We start from the raw sequence: 16,870 nt of genomic DNA, 5'->3' as shown, positions 1-16,870 counted from the left end.
GGCCCGCGTCCCGCCTCGTCGGTGCCTGCGACCGGCCAGTGGCCGGCCTGGCGCGCCACAAGCTCCAGACTGAAATCCGGAACCAGCGGAATGTCTTCGAAAAGCATCGGAGAATCGGGCGACGTGCGAGGTAACATGGCGGCAACCTCGCACGTCGTCCCGACCTCCTGCAACCCCCGGCCAAGCGATTGCGGCGTCGCTATCCACCGAGGGGCGGCGGTGGAACCCGGGGTATTTTTCCGACGCGGGGACAGGGCGGGTCGCGTCGGAAATTGGAATTCGCAATCGAACCGGAATAAGGTCCGGTCAGAGCAGCGAGAGCTGGATGCCGCCGCCGTCGGGGCGGAGGAAGATGTCGTCGCGCAGCGGCAGGCCGCGCCGGACCATGCCGAGCCGTTTGGTCGCCATTTCGAAACGGCGGCCGATCTGCCAGGCATAGGGACCGGCGCCCTTCATCCGCTTGCCCCATTCGGCGTCGTAATCCTTGCCGCCGCGCATCGAGCGGACGAGAGACATCACATGCCGGTAGCGGTCCGGGTAGTTCTGCAGCAGCCAGTCGCGGAAGAGGGGGCTCACTTCCAGCGGCAAGCGCAAAAGCACGTAGCTCGCCTCCGTCGCCCCGGCCGCATGGCCGGCGTCGAGGATCCGTTCGATTTCGTGGTCGTTGAGCGCCGGAATGACGGGTGCCACCATGACCGCGGTCGGAATGCCGGCATCGGTCAACGCCTTGATGGCAGTAAGGCGCTTGGGAGGGGTCGAGGCGCGCGGCTCCATAGTGCGGGCAAGCTTGCGGTCGAGCGTGGTCACCGAAATCCCGACCTTCGCGAGCCCCTTGGATGCCATGTCGGCAAGAATGTCGATGTCGCGGGTGATCAGCGCCGACTTGGTGACGATCGCGACGGGATGATTGGCCTTCTGCAGCACTTCGAGGATCTGCCGCATGATCCGCCATTCCCGCTCGATCGGCTGATAGGGGTCGGTATTGGTGCCGATCGCGATCGCCCGCACCTTGTAGTCCGGGCGGCTCAGCTCCCGTTCGAGCAGTTTCGGCACGTCAGGCTTGGCAAACAGCTTCGATTCGAAATCGAGGCCCGGGGAAAGCCCCATGAAACTGTGCGTCGGCCGGGCAAAGCAGTAGATGCAGCCATGCTCGCAGCCGCGATAGGGATTGATCGAGCGGTCGAACGAAAGGTCCGGCGATTCGTTGCGGGTGATCGCGGTGCGCGGCTTTTCCACCTGCACCTCGGTCCTGAACGGCTCGAGCTCCTCCAGCGTCTGCCAGCCGTCGTCGAAGGCCTCGCGGCGCTCCTCCTCGAAACGGCCGCTCGGATTGAGCCCCGCGCCGCGTCCGCGACGCCGGTCGATCTCCACCCGAAGACCGGAGGATTGGACCAACGCATCGGCAATATCGGCCGTATGAGCAGGCGCGAAAGCGTCCTGCCGCAATTGATGCAGCTCGTTCATGGGTTAGCTCCTGAAGGGGAAACTCCCCGTTCCTGATGATTAAATTCCTAGCGCCGAAACGAGAACATTGCAAGAACAAAATTTGGAACCCGTGTTTCTGGTGTTCCTTGTTGCAATGCGTTACATGTCAGGGATGCTGACTGTCATCATGGAATGCCGCGATCAGGAATCCGAGCTGGCGCAGACGCTCTCGGTGCTCGTTTCCGCTGCGGTGGAGGGACTTGTAAGCGATGTCGTGGTGCTCGATCACGGTTCGCGGGACGGTTCCTCCAGTGTCGCCGATGCGGCCGGTTGCCGTTTTTATGGCCATTGGGACATCAAGGATATTTTGCGCGGTGCCCGTGGAGAATGGCTGTTGCTGGTCGAGCCCGGCGCCCGGCTGCAGGGGGGCTGGATCGATGAGGTGATGGAATATATCGCGCTCAACAAGCAGCCGGCCCGCTTCGCGCCCGCCCGCAATTACCGGCGGCCGTTCTTCAAGCGCCTCGGCCGTGCCGTGCCGCCGCTGGAATACGGCATGCTGCTGCCGAAGCGGCAGGCGATCGCGCTGGCAAAATCGGGAATGAACCTGGAAACGCTGGCGCGCGGCCAGAAGGTGTCGAAGCTTTCGAGCGAGATGATCCCGGCCTGGGTGGCTGCTGCGGTCAGGTAGCGCCTATTTGCCGCCGCGCTTCAGGTGCTCGTCGAGCCGCGGCATGATCTCGATAAAATTGCAGGGCATGTGGCGGTAGTCGAGCTGCGCCTTCAGAATACCGTCCCAGGCGTCCTTGCAGGCGCCGGGCGAACCCGGCAGCACGAAGATGAAGGTGGCGTTCGCGACCCCGCCGGTCGCCCGCGATTGGATCGTCGACGTGCCGATCTTGTCGTAGGAAATCCGGTGGAACACTTCCGAAAAGCCGTCCATGCGCTTTTCGAACAGCGGCTCCAGCGCCTCCGGCGTCACGTCCCGGCCGGTAAAGCCCGTGCCGCCTGTGGTGATCACCACGTCGATATCGGGATCGAGCGTCCATTCCCGCACCTGGCCGGCAATGCGGTCCTTGTCGTCGGGCACGATCGCGCGCGCCTTCAGTTCATGGCCGGCTTCCGCGATCCGCGCCACCAGCGTGTCGCCGGACTTGTCATCGGCAGCGGTGCGCGTGTCGGAGACGGTCAGCACGGCGATGCCGACGGGGATGAAGGAACGGGTGTCGTCGATCCGGTTCATGGGGTTTTCTCAGGGCTGTGGCCAACGGTTCTCACCGCCTGAAAATACCATTCCGGCTTCTGGCCGTTAAGGTTCTCCATCGCCTTTTCCGCCGCTTCGAAGGAAGGAAATATCCCGAAACAGGTGGCGCCCGAACCGGACATCCGCGTCAGCATGGTGCCTTCCGCGCCGATCAGGCTGGAAATCTGGTCGATTTCGCGCACCAGCGAGCGCGCCGGCGGCTCAAGGTCGTTGCGCAGCATCTTCAGAAAGCTGATCCAGTCGCCGTCGAGCGCGCCGATCGGCGAATTGTCCTTCTGGGTCAGGCGGCGGAAGATACCCGGCGTCGAGACCCCGACCAGCGGATTGCCGAGCACCAGCGACAACGAGGGCATGTCGGGAAGGGTAGTTAGCTCTTCGCCTATCCCCCTGGCCATCAGCGGCTCGCCCTTCAGGCACATCGGCACGTCGGCGCCGAGCGAAAGACCAAGCACTGCCAGTTCTTCGGCCGGCAGCCGGGCGTTCCAGAAGCGCATCAGGCCGCGCAGCGTTGCCGCCGCATCCGCCGAACCGCCACCGATACCGGCTGCGACCGGCAGGTTCTTTTCAAGATGAATGGCAACCGGCGGCGCCGAAACGCCTTTATTCTGCAGCGCCTTGCGCAAGAGATCGCGGGCTTTCAGCACGAGATTGCCATGCTTGCCCTCGACGGATGTCGGCAGCAGCGAAGCGAACCGACCGGAAAAGGAAAGACCGTCTGCGTCAGCATCGCTGAAACCGAGCCGATCCCCCGTGTCGGCAAAGGTCACGATACTTTCGAGCAGGTGATAACCGTCGGCCCGCTGGCCGGTCACGTGCAGGGCAAGATTGATCTTGGCGGGCGCGAGTTCGAAAAGGTTCGCCTCGTCGGCGAACCGGCTGTCGGATGACAAATTGCCCAGAAACATGGGCGTCAGGATTTCTTGTCAGGATTGGCCGGCGCCGGCGGAGCGGGCGCTACGGGTTCGGACGGGCTGCGGTCGGCAGTCGTCGCGTTCGGATCGAGCGGGGGCAGGCCCTTCTCGATCTTCTCCTTGATCTGCTCGCGGTTGATATCCTCGCCTTCCGAGATCAGCGCCCGGTTCCACTGATAGACGGCTTCGAGCTTGCGCCCGACACGCCAGTAGGAATCGCCCAGATGATCGTTGATCGTCGAATCGCCGGCGCGCAGCTGCACGGCACGTTCGAGCTCGGTCACGGCATCGTCGAACTTGCCCATGCGGAAATAGGCCCAGCCGAGCGAGTCGACGATATAGCCGTCATCCGGCCGCGCATCGACGGCACGCTTGATCATGCCGAGACCCTCGTCGAGGTTCTTGTTCATGTCGACCAGCGAATATCCGAGATAGTTGAGCACCTGCGGCTGTTCAGGGTTGAGTTCCAGCGATTTGCGGAAACTCGGCTCGGCCTTCTCCCAGTTCTTCAGCCGCTCGTAGGCGATGCCGCGCTGGAAGAAGATGGTCCAGTCGCCCGGCTTCGGCACCGGCCCGATGACCTCGGCCGCCTTGTCGTAGGTCTCGGCCATGGTCTTGTAGTCCTTGGCGTCGGAAAGCACGCTGCCATAGGCGATGTAGCTGCGGATGTCCGACGGATCGGATTCGATCAGCGATTTCAGGTGCTGCTTGGCCTCGTTCACCTTGCCGGTGTCGGAAAGCGTCACGCCGAGCTGCAGTTCGGAAATGCGGCGCATCGGCGAATCGGCCGGAACGCTCGCATAGAACTTGATGGCGCGATCGGGCTGCTTGAGCTTTTCGGCGATGCCGCCGAGCAGGATCAGCGTGTCGGCACTCTTGACGTCGAGCGCGTGGGAAATCTGCAGGTAGAGGGAGACCATGTCCTCGGCGCCCTGGCGGTTCAGCGCGCCACCGATCGAAAACAGCACGCCGGCCGCACCTTCGGCGGCGTTGCTCACCTGCTGCTGGGGCTTCTCGCCCTTTTCGATGCTCTGGCGGAGCGCTTTCAGCGGCGCATAATTGGAGACCATGCCGTCACCGACGGAGATCGCATCGAGCGCCTTCTGCTTGTTGCCGGCAGCCGCTTCAAGACGCGCAAGCGCCATGACGGCGCGCATAAACGTGTCCGGCGCGGTGGCGACTGCTTCCTTGTTGGTGACGGCGGTGTTGAGATGCTGCCGTGCGGTGCCGATATCCCCGGTCACCAGCGCCATGGCGCCGAGATGGTAGTCGGTGAATACCTTGTACCAGGGCGGTCCCTTGAGGTTGTTGATGCTGGCCATCGCCTGCTTGCCCTTGCCAGCGCCGACATCCGCCCAGGCGGAGAGGAGCTGGTGGGTCAGCCGGTCGAGATCGTTCGGCCCCTCATAGGCAAGCACTTTCTTGGCGGTGTCGAACTTCTTGTCGCGCAAGGCATCGAGCCCGCGGACGATCTTGGTGATCCGTTCGACGGCGTTGTCATCCTTCAGCGCATTGGCCTCGGCGAGACCCTGGTCGAAATCGCCGTTGAGCAGCAGCGAGATCATCAGCCTCTCGCGGATTTCCAGGTTGGCGGGATCGAAAGCCAGCGCCTTGCGGTAAAGCGCGATCGCGGTGTCGTAGTCGTGGTCGACGTCGGCAGTGCGGGCCGCCAGGAAGGCGCCGGAAAACGTCTTCACATTGCCGGGACCGAACGTCACCGTGTCTTTCACCGCTGGCTTCGCTTCCGCCGTCGCCGCACTGGCCGCCGTTCCGAACATGAGGACGGTTGCGAGCGCCGCGCTGGAGAGCAGAAGAAGGCTGGATTTCCGCCGCATAAAGATGCCTTTCGTAAGAGCATGGCGATTCGGTGAGATACCGCCGCCAATTCCGCCCTATTGATTCACGATAGAATGGCTTTTTTGAAGCAGGTCCGCAAGGAAATCCCCAGCGCCGCATAGGCGCAGCGCCGGTCACACCTTCGTCAACGGACGCCGTATGTCAGTTGACGCGCTGGATCGAGAAGTCGATGACTTCGAGAAGAGCGGCCTTGAGCGGCGAGGCGGGAAGCGGCGCCAGCGCATCGCGGGCGATCGTGCCGTAATGCAGGGCGCGGCCAATCGTGTCGTTCAGGGCCCCGTATTTGTTGATCAATCCGAGCGCCTTTTCGAGGTTCTCGTCGCTGCTTTCGCCCTTCTCGATCGCCTGGCGCCAGAAGGCGCGCTCGGCTTCGGTGCCGCGGCGATAGGAGAGGATGACGGGCAGCGTGATCTTGCCCTCGCGGAAATCGTCGCCGACATTCTTGCCGAGATCGGCCGCCTTGCCGCCGTAATCCAGCGCGTCGTCGACGAGCTGGAAGGCAAGGCCGAGGTTCATGCCGTAGGATTTCAGCGCGCCACGGCCGGCCTTGTCGGCATTGGCGATGATCGGCCCGACTTCCGCGGCGGCGGCAAACAGGGCCGCCGTCTTGGCGCGGATGACCGAAAGATAATCGTCCTCGGTCGTCTCCATGTTCTTGGCGACGGACAGCTGCAGCACTTCGCCCTCGGCGATCACAGAGGCTGCGGCAGACAGCACGTCGAGCGCTTCGAGCGAGCCGACATCCACCATCATCCGGAACGCCTGGCCGAGCAGGAAGTCGCCGACGAGCACGCTGGCCTGGTTTCCCCAGATCATCCGGGCGGTCGAGCGCCCGCGGCGCAGATCGCTTTCGTCCACCACGTCGTCGTGGAGCAGCGTTGCGGTGTGCATGAACTCGACGCTGGTCGCGAGCTTCACATGGCCTTCACCCTGGTAGCCGAACAGCGCCGCAGAGGCGAGCGTCAGCATCGGCCGCAGCCGCTTGCCGCCCGACGAGATCAGGTGATTGGCGACTTCCGGGATCATCTGCACGTCGGAGCCGGCCCTGGACAGGATCAAATGATTGACCCGATCCATGTCCGCCTTGGTCAGATCCACCAGCGGTTTGACGGATGCCAGTTTGTTTTTGCCTTCTTCAAGCGGTATGACGACGCCCAATGTCAGGCCTCCCTATCGAAATCTTTCAAACGACAATAGAAAGAGGCTGATAGTGCGGCAAGCGCAAATCGCATCCCGCCGGATATAATGGGGTAACAAACAAGCCATGCTGGAGATCATCCGCACCAACGACATCGTGATCCTGTCGCTGGCCCAGAGCCTGATGAAGGATGCGGGCATCCATTTCATGGTCGCCGACCAGTCGATGAGCGTGCTCGAAGGCTCGCTCGGGCTTTTGGCACGCCGGCTGATGGTGGATAGCGAACGGGTCGACGAGGCGCGGCGGATTTTGAAGGATGCGGGGCTGGAAGCGGAGCTGCGGCCTTGATGCTTGTGGATCCTCGGTCTTCAGTTTTTCCGGAGCTCTAGCATTGAGCGTTCTCGCGGATCGCCCCCCTCTGCCCTGCCGGGCATCTCCCCCACGGGTGGGGAGATCGGCTGGGCGCACGCTCGCCGCTTCAAATTTGACGTCTCATTCTGCGCACCAACGTGCGGCGTATCTTCTCGCGCATTTTTATCTGGCCTCTCTTCCGGCACGCCGTATTTGGAAGGGCGATGATCACGCCGCTTGTGATCTCCCCACCTGTGGGGGAGATGCCCGGCAGGGCAGAGGGGGGCTACCGGCTACCAGCGCTCAATGGTGTCGCGAAGGATGACCACTCCAACCCATACCATCGACGCCTTCCATCGCGGCCGTTTCCACGTCATGCAGCCGAAGGGGGGCGGGCATCGGTCCGGCGTCGATGCGATGCTGCTTGCCTCGCTGGTCGCCGCCGACAAGCCGGTTAATGTTGCCGATCTCGGCTCCGGCGCCGGCGCTGCGGGCCTTGCGGTCGCCTCGCGGCTGGAACGGGCAAATGTTCTGCTGATCGAGAAATCGCCGCTGATGGCCGATTACGCTCGCAAGACCCTGGAGCTTCCGGAGAATGCCTTCCTTGCCGATCGCGTCGAGGTCCTGGAGGCGGACGTGACGCTCACCGGCAAGCCCCGTCTTGCCGCAGGTCTGGTGGACGAGATCCACGACCACGTCATCATGAACCCGCCCTTCAACGATGCCAGCGACCGCAAGACGCCGGATGCCCTGAAGGCCGAGGCGCATGCGATGACGGAAGACCTGTTCGAAGCCTGGATCCGCACCGCCGGCGCGATCATGAAGCCCGGCGGGCAGTTGTCGCTGATCGCCCGGCCGCAATCGATCGCCGAGATCATCGAAGCCTGCGGCAGGCGTTTCGGCGGGCTGGAAATCACCGCCCTTCATCCCCGGCCCGACGAAAGCGCCACGCGCATCCTCGTCACCGCCGTCAAGGGATCGCGCGCCCGGCTGACATTCCGGGCGCCGCTTTTCGTGCATGGCCCGGATGGCCATGCTTTCTCGGCTTTTGTGGACGACCTGAATAATGGCCGGGCCGCCTATGCCCGCCTCAGCCCGAAACGAAATCCACGAGCAGCTTGACGTTGAGGACGGCGATGACGACGGCGATCAACCAGGCAAGGCCGGAGAGCCAGATCGGCGCCACGAGTTCGCCCATCTTGGCCTTGCTGGCGGTGAACATGACGAGCGGGAAGACCGCGAAGGAAAGCTGCAGGCTGAGCACGACCTGGGTCAGGATCAGTAGCTCGGCCGTGCCCGCATCGCCATACCAGATGGTCACGAACGCGGCCGGGATGATGGCTATCCCCCGCGTGATCAGCCGGCGGATCCATGGCTGCAGCTTCATCTTGAGGAAGCCTTCCATGACGATCTGACCGGCAAGCGTCGCCGTCACCGTCGAATTCAGTCCGCAGCAGAGAAGCGCGATGCCGAACAGCGTCGGCGCGATGGCAAGGCCGAGCAGCGGAGCCAGCAGCGAATGGGCTTCGCCGAGCTCGGCTACCTCCGTCCGGCCGGTGCTGTTGAAGGCGGCTGCCGCGAGGATCAGGATCGAGGCATTGATCAAGAGGGCGAAGCAGAGTGCGACGGTGGAGTCGATCGTCGCAAAGGTCAGCGCCTCCTTCTTTTCCGGCAGGGTGTGGCCATAGTTGCGGGTCTGCACGATGCCGGAATGCAGGTAGAGGTTATGCGGCATGACGGTCGCGCCGAGAATGCCGAGCGCCAGATAGAGCATTTCCGGATTGGTGACGATCTCAGTGGTCGGGAAGAAGCCGCGGATGACGCCGCCCCACTGCGGATCGGCGAGGAAGATCTGGACCGCGAAGCACACGGCGATGACGCCGAGCAGGGTGATGATGAAGGCCTCGACCCAGCGGAAACCCATCTTCTGCAGGTAAAGGATGATGAAGACGTCGAGCGCCGTGATCAGTACGCCGAGCTCCAGTGGGATTCCGAAGATCAGGTTGAGACCGATCGCGGTGCCGATCACCTCGGCGATGTCGGTGGCGATGATGGCGATTTCGGCCAGCGCCCAGAGCGGAATGGAAACCCATTTCGGAAACGCGTCGCGGCAGGCTTGCGCCAGATCTCGGCCCGAAGCGATGGCAAGACGGGCACAGAGCGACTGCAGCACGATCGCCATCACGTTGGACAGCAGCGCGACCGCCAGCAGCGCATAACCGAATTTCGAACCGCCGGCGAGCGAGGTCGCCCAGTTGCCGGGGTCCATGTAGCCGACTGCAACCAGGTAACCCGGGCCGGCGAAGGCAGCCATCCGTCGCCACCGAGATCCGGAGCGCGAGATGTTGACGCTTCGATAGACGTCGGAAAGCGATGCTTCCCCCCGTTTGTTCCGCCAGCCGCTGTCCTGCTTTGAACTTAAGACGTCCATCTTCATCCTATCTCCGTTCGTGGGGGAGATAATGCCTTATTGGAATGATAATGCAAGTCATTCGCAACTAGAAAATCAAAATCCTGCTTTCGGGGGCGCAGCCATTGTGTTTGAAATTCCGTCACATACATGCTCTGGCAGAGCCGAACGCGACAGAAGGAAAAGAAATGGCCGGGTTTTTGAAGAGGTTGATGCCGAAACGGTTCCGTAAGAAGGGGCTGACGATTCCCGTCGTCCGGCTTCACGGAGCGATCATGGCCGGCGGCGGCCAGTTCAAGCAGAGCCTCAACCTGGCCGGCGTGGCGCCAATGCTCGACAAGGCTTTCGCCAAGAAGGATGCCCCGGTCGTCGCGATCTCGATCAATTCGCCGGGCGGCTCACCCGTCCAGTCACGGCTGATCTTCCAGCGCATCCGTTCGCTGGCGGAAGAGAAGGACAAGAAGGTGCTGGTCTTCGTCGAGGATGTCGCGGCCTCGGGCGGCTATATGATCGCGCTTGCTGGCGACGAGATCTTTGCCGATCCGACCTCCATCGTCGGCTCGATCGGTGTCGTTTCCGGCGGGTTCGGCTTTCCGGAACTGCTGCGCAAGATCGGCATCGAGCGCCGCGTCTATACCGCCGGCGAGAACAAGGTGATCCTCGATCCCTTCCAGCCGGAAAAGGAAGGCGACATCGAATACCTGAAGGCGCTGCAGCTCGAAATCCACAAGGTCTTCATCGAGATGGTCAAGATGCGCCGTGGAGAGCGGCTGGCGGACGATGCGACGATCTTTTCCGGCCTGTTCTGGAGCGGGTTGCGTGGCCTCGAGCTCGGCCTGATCGACAGCCTCGGCGACATGCGCGAAGTCCTCAAGCGCCGTTACGGCAAAGATACCAGGCTGGAACTGATCGGCAGCGCCCGCACCCTGTTTGGCCGACGCGTGCCCGGCGTCGTTTTCGGGGAGGGTAAGGCCGGAGAAATCGCCGCGGGCGCAGTCACGGGACTTGCGGCGAGCCTGGAAGAAAAGGCAATGTGGAGCCGCTACGGCCTTTGAGGTCGTCAGGATAGCGCGAGAGGGGAAATGGCGCAGCTTTTATTTCTGATCATCGTCATCGGCGGCGGCTGGATGCTCTACAAGAAGTTCATCAAGGACGCCGAAAAACTGTCATCGCGCACCCGCCGCGAAGAAAAGGAACGCCAGACCGGCGCGATCGGCACCCTGGAACGGGACCCGACGACGGGAGAGTATAGGGTGAAGCGGGATGAGGAATAGGCCTCATGCCCGAGGAGAAGAAGTCTGCCGTGGCAGAGACTGATGCCGACAAAAGACGCGTGGCACTGGAAAAGATTCGTGCTTTCAAGTGGAAGCTTCCGGACGGCTGGAAATTCGATCGCGAGGAAGCCAACAGCCGTGATCCGAACAACGATTAAAGCCGTTCCCTCACCCGTGAAATCCAGTCGGACCCTGCGTAACTCACACAGAGGATGAAGACCGTTCGAGTCTCGTCATCGATGGTGAAGCATATGACAGCCTTTTCCGCCGCAGGAATTGCCCGTAATCCTGGCAACAAGTCATCTCGAATCGAGCCCATTTTGGGTAAATCGGCCAGCCGGTAGGTCGCCGTTTCGATTTCCGCCAGCTTGCGGTCCGCGGTGATGCGCCCGGCATATTCTTCGATGAAACTATGAATATCGATGAGGTCTTGTACGGCCGCGGAGTGGTATTCCAGCCGGTAGATCGACATCACTTAGCCTTGTACTTTTCGTCAAGCCGTGCGCGGACGCGATCGAACATATTGTCCTTGTCCATGGATATCCACTGATCTCGCGGCAGCTCTGCGCGGCGGCGGATTTCGTCCTTCATGCCGATCAATGGGTCGTCATGGGCGGAACTTTCCTCGTCCCGCAGCAAGCTGTCGATACCGGCTTCCAGCACTTTTTCGACCGAAGGGAACTGGCCGTCCTCAACGAGCTTTTCAGCAAGCCGCAGGGAGCGCTCGGACAAGGTGAAGCTGTTCTTGACGTTCATGGTCTTTCTCCGGAAGAACGGGCGGACCTTAACATGGATCGTGCCGTTTCGGCAGACCCCGCAACCGCCCCAAACGCATAAATCCTTGACCCGCGCCCCTGATGCGTGGCACTCGTCCGCATCCTCGAACCGACACAGATATGGCCATGACCGAGCTGCCCGACCACATGTCTCCGACCCGCTCCTTCCAGGGGCTGATCCTCGCGCTCCAGAATTACTGGGCGGACAAGGGCTGTGCGATCCTGCAGCCCTACGACATGGAAGTCGGTGCCGGTACCTTTCATCCGGCGACCACGCTGCGTGCGCTCGGGCCGAAGCCGTGGAAGGCTGCCTATGTGCAGCCGTCGCGTCGTCCGTCGGACGGTCGTTACGGCGAAAACCCCAACCGCCTTCAGCATTATTACCAGTTCCAGGTCATCCTGAAGCCGAACCCGCCGAATCTGCAGGAACTCTATCTCGGCTCGCTTGCGGCAATTGGCCTCGATCCGCTGCTGCATGACGTGCGTTTTGTCGAAGACGACTGGGAAAGCCCGACGCTCGGCGCCTGGGGCCTCGGCTGGGAATGCTGGTGCGACGGCATGGAAGTTTCGCAGTTCACCTACTTCCAGCAGGTCTGCGGCATCGAATGCGCGCCGGTTGCGGGTGAGCTGACCTACGGTCTCGAACGCCTCGCCACCTATCTGCAGGGCGTCGACAGCATCTACGAGCTCAATTTCAACGGCCGGGAGGGCGAGGAAAAGATCTCCTATGGCGACGTCTTCCTGCAGGCCGAGCAGGAATATTCCCGCCATAACTTCGAATTCGCCGATACCGCCATGCTGCACCGGCACTTCGTCGATGCCGAGAAGGAATGCCAGGCGCTGCTCGCGGCCGGCGCTCCGGGAGCGAACGCCAACCAGATGCTGCACAAATGCGTCTTCCCCGCCTATGACCAGTGCATCAAGGCGAGCCACGTCTTCAACCTGCTCGATGCCCGCGGGGTGATCTCGGTCACCGAACGCCAGAGCTATATCCTGCGCGTCCGCACGCTGGCGAAAGCCTGCGGCGAGGCCTTCCTGATGACCGATGCCGGTGGTGTGAATTTCGGCAAGGCTGCCTGAATTTGGGTCTGGCCGCGTGTGGCGAACCGTTCAAACGGTTCCCGCCCATTGCGTGCCCAGCTGCCAGACGGGTTTGATTGTCGGATAGGCGCCGGTCGGAAGCTGCCCGGCATAGATCTGCAGAAACCGCCGTGTGCCGGCCGGTGCCGGGGGCTTCATCATGACCCCGTACTGAAAAAACAGCAGGGCAAACGCCAGCACATTGGCGGTTCGCGCTAGGCACGCCATGGCAATTCCATCCAGATTGTTTTGAGGTGGGGCCGAATCTTTGGAATCGCCCGTTTTCTGTAAGAGAATCTAGGGCATCCGGGCGATCGGAACTTTGCGGTAAGTCAAAAAATTGACCGCGAAAAATAATCGATGACTTCAACCACTTTTTTATACCACGCCTCTACTGTCCCATCGCAAGGCCAAGTCGGGAGACTCAGATGTACATTTTGATCGGCATAATTGTTCTCGTCGCACTCTACGTTGTTATGATCTACAACGGCCTCGTCAAAGCCCGCCAGATGGCGGAGGAGGCGTGGTCCGGCATCGACGTTCAGTTGAAGCGTCGCGCCGACCTGATCCCGAACCTGATCGAGACGGTGAAGGGATACGCCGCCCACGAAAAGGGTACGTTCGAGGAAGTCGTCAAGCTGCGCAACCAGGCGCAGGCGGTGCCGGCAGGCGATGTCGCCGGCCGCGCCCAGGCGGAAGGCTTGCTCGGCCAGGCGCTCGGCAAGATCATCGCACTTGCCGAAGCCTATCCGGACCTGAAAGCAAACCAGAACTTCTCCGAACTGCAGGCGTCGCTCGAAACCATCGAGAGCGAGATCCAGATGTCGCGGCGGTATTACAATGGTGCTGCCCGTGACCTGAACGTCAAGGTCGAGAGCTTCCCCAACAACCTGGTCGCCGGCCAGTTCGGCTTCTCGAAGCGCGAGTATTTCGAGATCGAGAACGCCGCCGACCGGGCGGTCCCGACCGTCAAGTTCTGAAATCCGTCATTGGACCTTCGTGCCGCAACGGTTTAAGAGCGCGGTCGGCCGCTCGTTGCGGCATTCCATTGGCGTTAAGAGACGAATATCATGGGTAGAGCCAAACTCACCATCCTGCCGCCGGGCAAGCCGCTTTCCGGGCGTGCCATGCCGCCGGGTTCCAAGTCGATCACCAACCGCGCGCTGCTTCTGGCGGGCCTTGCCGAGGGCACCAGCCGGTTGACCGGTGCGCTACGGAGCGACGATACGCGCTACATGGCCGACGCATTGCGGGCCATGGGCGTGGCGGTCGATCAACCGGACGAGACCACCTTCGTTGTGACGGGCAGTGGCAAGCTCCTGCCGCCGTCCGCCCCGCTGTTCCTCGGCAATGCCGGCACCGCGACCCGTTTCCTGACCGCAGCCGTCGCTTCGGTCGATGGCACCGTCGTCGTTGATGGCGACGAACACATGCGCAAGCGGCCGATCGGCCCGCTGGTCGCCGCCCTGAAGTCGCTCGGCATCGATGCCGAGGCGCCGACCGGCTGCCCGCCGGTGACGGTGCGCGGCAACGGTCATTTCGCCTCCGGCCGCGTCGAGATCGACGCCGGTCTCTCCAGCCAATACGTCTCGGCGCTGCTGATGGCGGGGCCGCTGGTCAGCCAAGGTGCCAACGCCCCGTTGACGGTTGCACTGGCCGGCGCGGAAATCGGCGCCCGCGGTTACGTCGACCTGACGTTCGCCGCCATGCAGGCCTTCGGCGCCAAGGTCGATCAGATCGATGCGGCGACCTGGAAGGTCGAACCGACCGGATATCGCGCGGCGGATTTCGTGATTGAACCGGACGCGTCGGCCGCCACCTATCTCTGGGCTGCGGAAGTCTTGACCGGCGGTGCCATCGATCTCGGCGTGGCGGCCACCGCCTTCACCCAACCGGATGCCAAGGCTTATGAGGTGATCGCGCAATTCCCGCACCTGCCGGCCGAAATCGACGGTTCGCAGATGCAGGATGCGGTGCCGACACTTGCCGTGCTGGCCGCCTTCAACCAAACGCCGGTGCGCTTTACCGGCATCGCCAACCTGCGCGTCAAGGAATGCGACCGGGTGAGGGCACTCTCGCTCGGCCTCAACGCCATTCGTGAAGGCCTTGCGACGGAAGAGGGCGACGACCTGATCGTCGCCTCCGACCCGTTGCTTGCCGGCCAGACCCTGCCGGCCGAGATCAATACCTTTGCCGACCACCGCATCGCCATGAGCTTTGCGCTGGCCGGGCTGATGATCGGCGGCGTCACCATTCTCGATCCCGATTGCGTCGCGAAGACCTTCCCCAGCTATTGGGACGTGCTGGCCTCGCTCGGCGTCGAATATACGGACATAGTTTAAGCGGAAAACCCGCCGAAGAGGAGGAATGTCGTGATGCGGTGGTTCTCCGGCTTTTGCCTGGCTCTGCTTTTCTCGCTGTCGGCGGCGCTGCCCGCCGCGGCGGAGGAATATATCCGCTCCTATCATTCCGACATCCAGGTAGCCGACAATGGCGACCTGACGGTGACCGAAACGATCGTCGCCAATTCCGAAGGCGACAGGATCAAGCGCGGCCTGTTTCGCGACTTCCCGCTGACGATGCAGGACGCCGGCGGCCGCACCGTGCGGGTCGGCTTCGAGGTCGTTTCCGTCACCCGCGACGGCCAAGCCGAACCTTTCCATACGGAAAGTGTCACCGGCGGCATCCGCATCTATTCCGGCGACGAGGATGTCTTCCTTCGGAATGGCGAGCACACCTTCGTCTTCACCTACAAGACCGACCGGCAGATCCGCTATTTCGACGACCACGACGAGCTTTACTGGAACGCGACCGGCAATGGCTGGGAATTCCGCATCGCCCAGGCGTCGGCGCGGGTGACCCTGCCGGCCGCCGCGCGGATAACCCAGACCGCCGCCTATACCGGCCCGCTCGGCTCTACCGCCCGCAATGCCCGCATGCAGGCGAACGGCAATCTGGCGGTCTTTTCGACCACCCGGCCGCTTGGCATGCAGGAGGGCCTGACGATCGTTGCAGGCTTTCCCAAAGGCATTATCGCTCCGCCTTCGAAAGATCAGCAAAGCGAATGGTGGTGGCGCGACAATATCGGGACGATCATCTCGATCGTCGGCCTCGTCCTCGTCGTCGGCTATTATGCGCTTTTCTGGGGCCGCGTCGGCCGCGACCCGGACCGGGGCGTCGTGGTGCCCCGCTGGGATGCACCGGAGGGACTGTCGCCGGCGCTGGTCAACTATATCGACAACAAGGGCTTTTCGGGCGGCGGCTGGACGGCGTTTGCCGCAAGCGCGCTTGATCTTGCGGTCAAGGGTTACGTGACGCTGGAGGATCTCGCGGAAAAGATCATTATCCGGCGCACCGGTAAGGCCGCGCCGAGGGAGGTGCCGATCGGCCAGGCCTCCATCCTCGGCTCCATCGACGCCAAGGGGCAGGAACTGATCATCGACGAGGCGCACGGCACCTCCGTCCAGTCGATCGGCGCAAGCTTCCGCCAGGCAATCGAGAAGGAACACCGCGGCAGATATTACAACGGCAACAAGGGTTACGTGATCGGCGGCGTCGTGCTGAGCGTGCTTTCCATCGTCTCTCTGGTCGTTTTCGGCAATCTCGAACCGGATATGATCGCGACGCTGATCATCCCGGCCTTTTTTGCCGTGGTCTTCGGCGTGCTCGCCGCCGCCTTCGGCAAGGGCCTGCGCCGCGGTTCGTCGTTGATTTCGAAAATCGTCTCGGTCGTTATCCTCGGTTTTATCGGCTTGGTGGCCCTGTCGATCGGCTCGGCGGTCGTGGTGGGGATCATGTCGGAAATGACCGGCGACGAGCACTGGCCAATCATGGTCTCGGTCGGCGGCATCGTGCTCGCCAACGTCATTTTCTTCTTCCTGATGGGCGCCCCGACGCCGCTCGGCCGCAAGCTGATGGACGGTATCGAGGGCCTGCGCATCTACCTGACGCTCGCCGAAAAGGACCGCATGAACACCGCCGGCGCACCCACCATGTCGCCGCAGCATTTCGAAAAGCTGCTGCCCTATGCGGTGGCACTCGGCGTCGAAAAGCCCTGGAGCAGCACCTTCGAGGTCTGGCTTGCGAGCGCCGCTGCGGGCGCTGCCGTCGGCGCCTATGCGCCCGGCTGGTATAGCGGCAACTACGGCTCCAATTTCGGCGATCGCATCGGCAGCTTCTCCTCCTCGATGGCCTCCACCATCGCCTCGACCATCCCAGCGCCAAAATCCTCCTCGTCCTCCTCCGGCTTTTCCAGCGGTTCGTCCGGCGGTGGCGGAGGCGGTGGCGGCGGAGGCGGCTGGTAAACACTTTCGCCAATCCGGCTGGTGACTTTTGGCGGCGGGCTTGCTAAGGCCACGCCCTGTTGAACAATCATCAAAAAGTT

At 62.5% G+C, this 16,870-nt stretch carries 19 protein-coding genes and 1 pseudogene; 10 read left to right on the top strand and 10 right to left on the bottom strand.

Translation table 11 applies throughout. The annotated features are described in order from the left end of the window. Window positions 1–137, bottom strand: a pseudogene (locus MOV63_RS14880) (ribonuclease HII); the annotation flags it as partial. A 169-nt stretch (window positions 138–306) separates the two neighbouring features. Continuing rightward, a complete protein-coding gene (locus MOV63_RS14875; RefSeq protein WP_151041147.1) occupies window positions 307–1,464 on the bottom strand; it encodes a PA0069 family radical SAM protein in 1,158 nt (385 codons plus the stop codon). 133 nt (window positions 1,465–1,597) lie between these two features. Here MOV63_RS14875 and MOV63_RS14870 point away from each other — a divergent pair, with 133 nt between their 5' ends. Continuing rightward, window positions 1,598–2,116 (top strand): glycosyl transferase, encoded by a 519-nt coding sequence (locus MOV63_RS14870; RefSeq protein WP_247034491.1) that lies wholly within the window; start codon window positions 1,598–1,600, stop codon window positions 2,114–2,116. A gap of 3 nt (window positions 2,117–2,119) precedes the next feature. On the opposite strand, the gene moaB is transcribed toward MOV63_RS14870, so the two are convergent. From moaB to MOV63_RS14850, 4 genes are all read right to left on the bottom strand, one after another. Further along, window positions 2,120–2,668, bottom strand: coding sequence for a molybdenum cofactor biosynthesis protein B (moaB, locus tag MOV63_RS14865; RefSeq protein WP_247034484.1), 549 nt, complete (start codon window positions 2,666–2,668; stop codon window positions 2,120–2,122). Next, window positions 2,665–3,594 carry a 4-(cytidine 5'-diphospho)-2-C-methyl-D-erythritol kinase gene (locus MOV63_RS14860; protein ID WP_051899652.1) on the bottom strand — a complete coding sequence of 310 codons (930 nt, stop codon included), beginning with the start codon at window positions 3,592–3,594 and terminating at the stop codon, window positions 2,665–2,667. The genes moaB and MOV63_RS14860 overlap by 4 nt, the downstream gene beginning before the upstream one ends. Window positions 3,595–3,599: 5 nt before the next feature. After that, a complete protein-coding gene (locus tag MOV63_RS14855; RefSeq protein WP_038540385.1) occupies window positions 3,600–5,435 on the bottom strand; it encodes a tetratricopeptide repeat protein in 1,836 nt (611 codons plus the stop codon). Window positions 5,436–5,598: 163 nt separating this feature from the next. Further along, entirely contained in the window at window positions 5,599–6,615 is a 1,017-nt protein-coding gene (locus tag MOV63_RS14850; RefSeq protein WP_038540388.1) for a polyprenyl synthetase family protein, read from the bottom strand. A 106-nt stretch (window positions 6,616–6,721) separates the two neighbouring features. Here MOV63_RS14850 and MOV63_RS14845 point away from each other — a divergent pair, with 106 nt between their 5' ends. Together MOV63_RS14845 and MOV63_RS14840 are read left to right on the top strand one after the other, a co-directional pair. After that, a complete protein-coding gene (locus MOV63_RS14845; protein WP_038540390.1) occupies window positions 6,722–6,943 on the top strand; it encodes a DUF2007 domain-containing protein in 222 nt (73 codons plus the stop codon). A 324-nt stretch (window positions 6,944–7,267) separates the two neighbouring features. After that, a complete protein-coding gene (locus MOV63_RS14840; protein WP_038540393.1) occupies window positions 7,268–8,068 on the top strand; it encodes a tRNA1(Val) (adenine(37)-N6)-methyltransferase in 801 nt (266 codons plus the stop codon). Here MOV63_RS14840 and MOV63_RS14835 read toward each other — a convergent pair. Then, window positions 8,037–9,377, bottom strand: coding sequence for an Nramp family divalent metal transporter (locus MOV63_RS14835; protein WP_038540396.1), 1,341 nt, complete (start codon window positions 9,375–9,377; stop codon window positions 8,037–8,039). The two genes, MOV63_RS14840 and MOV63_RS14835, sit on opposite strands and share 32 nt — an antisense overlap. Window positions 9,378–9,544: 167 nt before the next feature. Between MOV63_RS14835 and MOV63_RS14830 the strand changes: the two genes are divergently transcribed. The 3 genes from MOV63_RS14830 to MOV63_RS14820 are packed head-to-tail and all read left to right on the top strand — an operon-like array spanning window position 9,545 to window position 10,788. Beyond that, complete coding sequence (locus tag MOV63_RS14830) at window positions 9,545–10,411, top strand: S49 family peptidase (RefSeq protein WP_038540399.1); 867 nt, start codon at window positions 9,545–9,547, stop codon at window positions 10,409–10,411. A 27-nt stretch (window positions 10,412–10,438) separates the two neighbouring features. After that, a complete protein-coding gene (locus MOV63_RS14825) occupies window positions 10,439–10,630 on the top strand; it encodes a hypothetical protein (RefSeq protein WP_038540401.1) in 192 nt (63 codons plus the stop codon). 5 nt (window positions 10,631–10,635) lie between these two features. Next, the gene (locus MOV63_RS14820) at window positions 10,636–10,788 is read left to right on the top strand and encodes a hypothetical protein (RefSeq protein ID WP_247034483.1); all 153 of its coding nucleotides are present in this window, start codon (window positions 10,636–10,638) and stop codon (window positions 10,786–10,788) included. On the opposite strand, the gene MOV63_RS14815 is transcribed toward MOV63_RS14820, so the two are convergent. Together MOV63_RS14815 and MOV63_RS14810 are read right to left on the bottom strand one after the other, a co-directional pair. Further along, on the bottom strand, window positions 10,785–11,102 hold the full coding sequence (locus MOV63_RS14815; protein ID WP_247034482.1) for a type II toxin-antitoxin system RelE/ParE family toxin: 318 nt from the start codon (window positions 11,100–11,102) through the stop codon (window positions 10,785–10,787). The two genes, MOV63_RS14820 and MOV63_RS14815, sit on opposite strands and share 4 nt — an antisense overlap. Continuing rightward, entirely contained in the window at window positions 11,102–11,386 is a 285-nt protein-coding gene (locus tag MOV63_RS14810) for a hypothetical protein (protein WP_247034481.1), read from the bottom strand. Before MOV63_RS14810 ends, MOV63_RS14815 begins: the two co-directional genes overlap by 1 nt. A 146-nt stretch (window positions 11,387–11,532) precedes the next feature. Here MOV63_RS14810 and MOV63_RS14805 point away from each other — a divergent pair, with 146 nt between their 5' ends. Continuing rightward, entirely contained in the window at window positions 11,533–12,486 is a 954-nt protein-coding gene (locus MOV63_RS14805; RefSeq protein ID WP_038548790.1) for a glycine--tRNA ligase subunit alpha, read from the top strand. 30 nt (window positions 12,487–12,516) lie between these two features. On the opposite strand, the gene MOV63_RS14800 is transcribed toward MOV63_RS14805, so the two are convergent. After that, window positions 12,517–12,714, bottom strand: a complete 198-nt coding sequence (locus MOV63_RS14800) for a hypothetical protein (RefSeq protein ID WP_247034480.1) — start codon at window positions 12,712–12,714, stop codon at window positions 12,517–12,519. A gap of 200 nt (window positions 12,715–12,914) precedes the next feature. On the opposite strand from MOV63_RS14800, the gene MOV63_RS14795 reads away from it, so the two are divergent. From MOV63_RS14795 to MOV63_RS14785, 3 genes are all read left to right on the top strand, one after another. Beyond that, window positions 12,915–13,466 (top strand): LemA family protein, encoded by a 552-nt coding sequence (locus MOV63_RS14795; protein ID WP_038540412.1) that lies wholly within the window; start codon window positions 12,915–12,917, stop codon window positions 13,464–13,466. 87 nt (window positions 13,467–13,553) lie between these two features. Next, on the top strand, window positions 13,554–14,828 hold the full coding sequence (aroA, locus tag MOV63_RS14790) for a 3-phosphoshikimate 1-carboxyvinyltransferase (RefSeq protein WP_247034490.1): 1,275 nt from the start codon (window positions 13,554–13,556) through the stop codon (window positions 14,826–14,828). A 33-nt stretch (window positions 14,829–14,861) separates the two neighbouring features. Continuing rightward, complete coding sequence (locus tag MOV63_RS14785) at window positions 14,862–16,790, top strand: DUF2207 domain-containing protein (RefSeq protein ID WP_247034488.1); 1,929 nt, start codon at window positions 14,862–14,864, stop codon at window positions 16,788–16,790. The last annotated feature ends 80 nt before the right edge of the window (window positions 16,791–16,870 follow it).

The organism is Neorhizobium sp. SHOUNA12A, assembly GCF_023006505.1.
Taxonomy (GTDB): domain Bacteria; phylum Pseudomonadota; class Alphaproteobacteria; order Rhizobiales; family Rhizobiaceae; genus Neorhizobium.
This window is presented reverse-complemented; position numbering and strand designations above follow the sequence as displayed.

Bases quoted from the DNA above. Each gene is read 5' to 3' on its own strand.
- MOV63_RS14875 (WP_151041147.1), bottom strand. From the start codon at position 1,464: ATGAACGAGCTGCATCAATTGCGGCAGGACGCTTTCGCGCCTGCTCAT.
- MOV63_RS14870 (WP_247034491.1), top strand. From the start codon at position 1,598: ATGCTGACTGTCATCATGGAATGCCGCGATCAGGAATCCGAGCTGGCG.
- moaB (WP_247034484.1), bottom strand. From the start codon at position 2,668: ATGAACCGGATCGACGACACCCGTTCCTTCATCCCCGTCGGCATCGCC.
- MOV63_RS14860 (WP_051899652.1), bottom strand. From the start codon at position 3,594: ATGTTTCTGGGCAATTTGTCATCCGACAGCCGGTTCGCCGACGAGGCG.
- MOV63_RS14855 (WP_038540385.1), bottom strand. From the start codon at position 5,435: ATGCGGCGGAAATCCAGCCTTCTTCTGCTCTCCAGCGCGGCGCTCGCA.
- MOV63_RS14845 (WP_038540390.1), top strand. From the start codon at position 6,722: ATGCTGGAGATCATCCGCACCAACGACATCGTGATCCTGTCGCTGGCC.
- MOV63_RS14840 (WP_038540393.1), top strand. From the start codon at position 7,268: ATGACCACTCCAACCCATACCATCGACGCCTTCCATCGCGGCCGTTTC.
- MOV63_RS14835 (WP_038540396.1), bottom strand. From the start codon at position 9,377: ATGGACGTCTTAAGTTCAAAGCAGGACAGCGGCTGGCGGAACAAACGG.
- MOV63_RS14830 (WP_038540399.1), top strand. From the start codon at position 9,545: ATGGCCGGGTTTTTGAAGAGGTTGATGCCGAAACGGTTCCGTAAGAAG.
- MOV63_RS14825 (WP_038540401.1), top strand. From the start codon at position 10,439: ATGGCGCAGCTTTTATTTCTGATCATCGTCATCGGCGGCGGCTGGATG.
- MOV63_RS14820 (WP_247034483.1), top strand. From the start codon at position 10,636: ATGCCCGAGGAGAAGAAGTCTGCCGTGGCAGAGACTGATGCCGACAAA.
- MOV63_RS14815 (WP_247034482.1), bottom strand. From the start codon at position 11,102: ATGTCGATCTACCGGCTGGAATACCACTCCGCGGCCGTACAAGACCTC.
- MOV63_RS14810 (WP_247034481.1), bottom strand. From the start codon at position 11,386: ATGAACGTCAAGAACAGCTTCACCTTGTCCGAGCGCTCCCTGCGGCTT.
- MOV63_RS14805 (WP_038548790.1), top strand. From the start codon at position 11,533: ATGACCGAGCTGCCCGACCACATGTCTCCGACCCGCTCCTTCCAGGGG.
- MOV63_RS14800 (WP_247034480.1), bottom strand. From the start codon at position 12,714: ATGGCGTGCCTAGCGCGAACCGCCAATGTGCTGGCGTTTGCCCTGCTG.
- MOV63_RS14795 (WP_038540412.1), top strand. From the start codon at position 12,915: ATGTACATTTTGATCGGCATAATTGTTCTCGTCGCACTCTACGTTGTT.
- MOV63_RS14785 (WP_247034488.1), top strand. From the start codon at position 14,862: ATGCGGTGGTTCTCCGGCTTTTGCCTGGCTCTGCTTTTCTCGCTGTCG.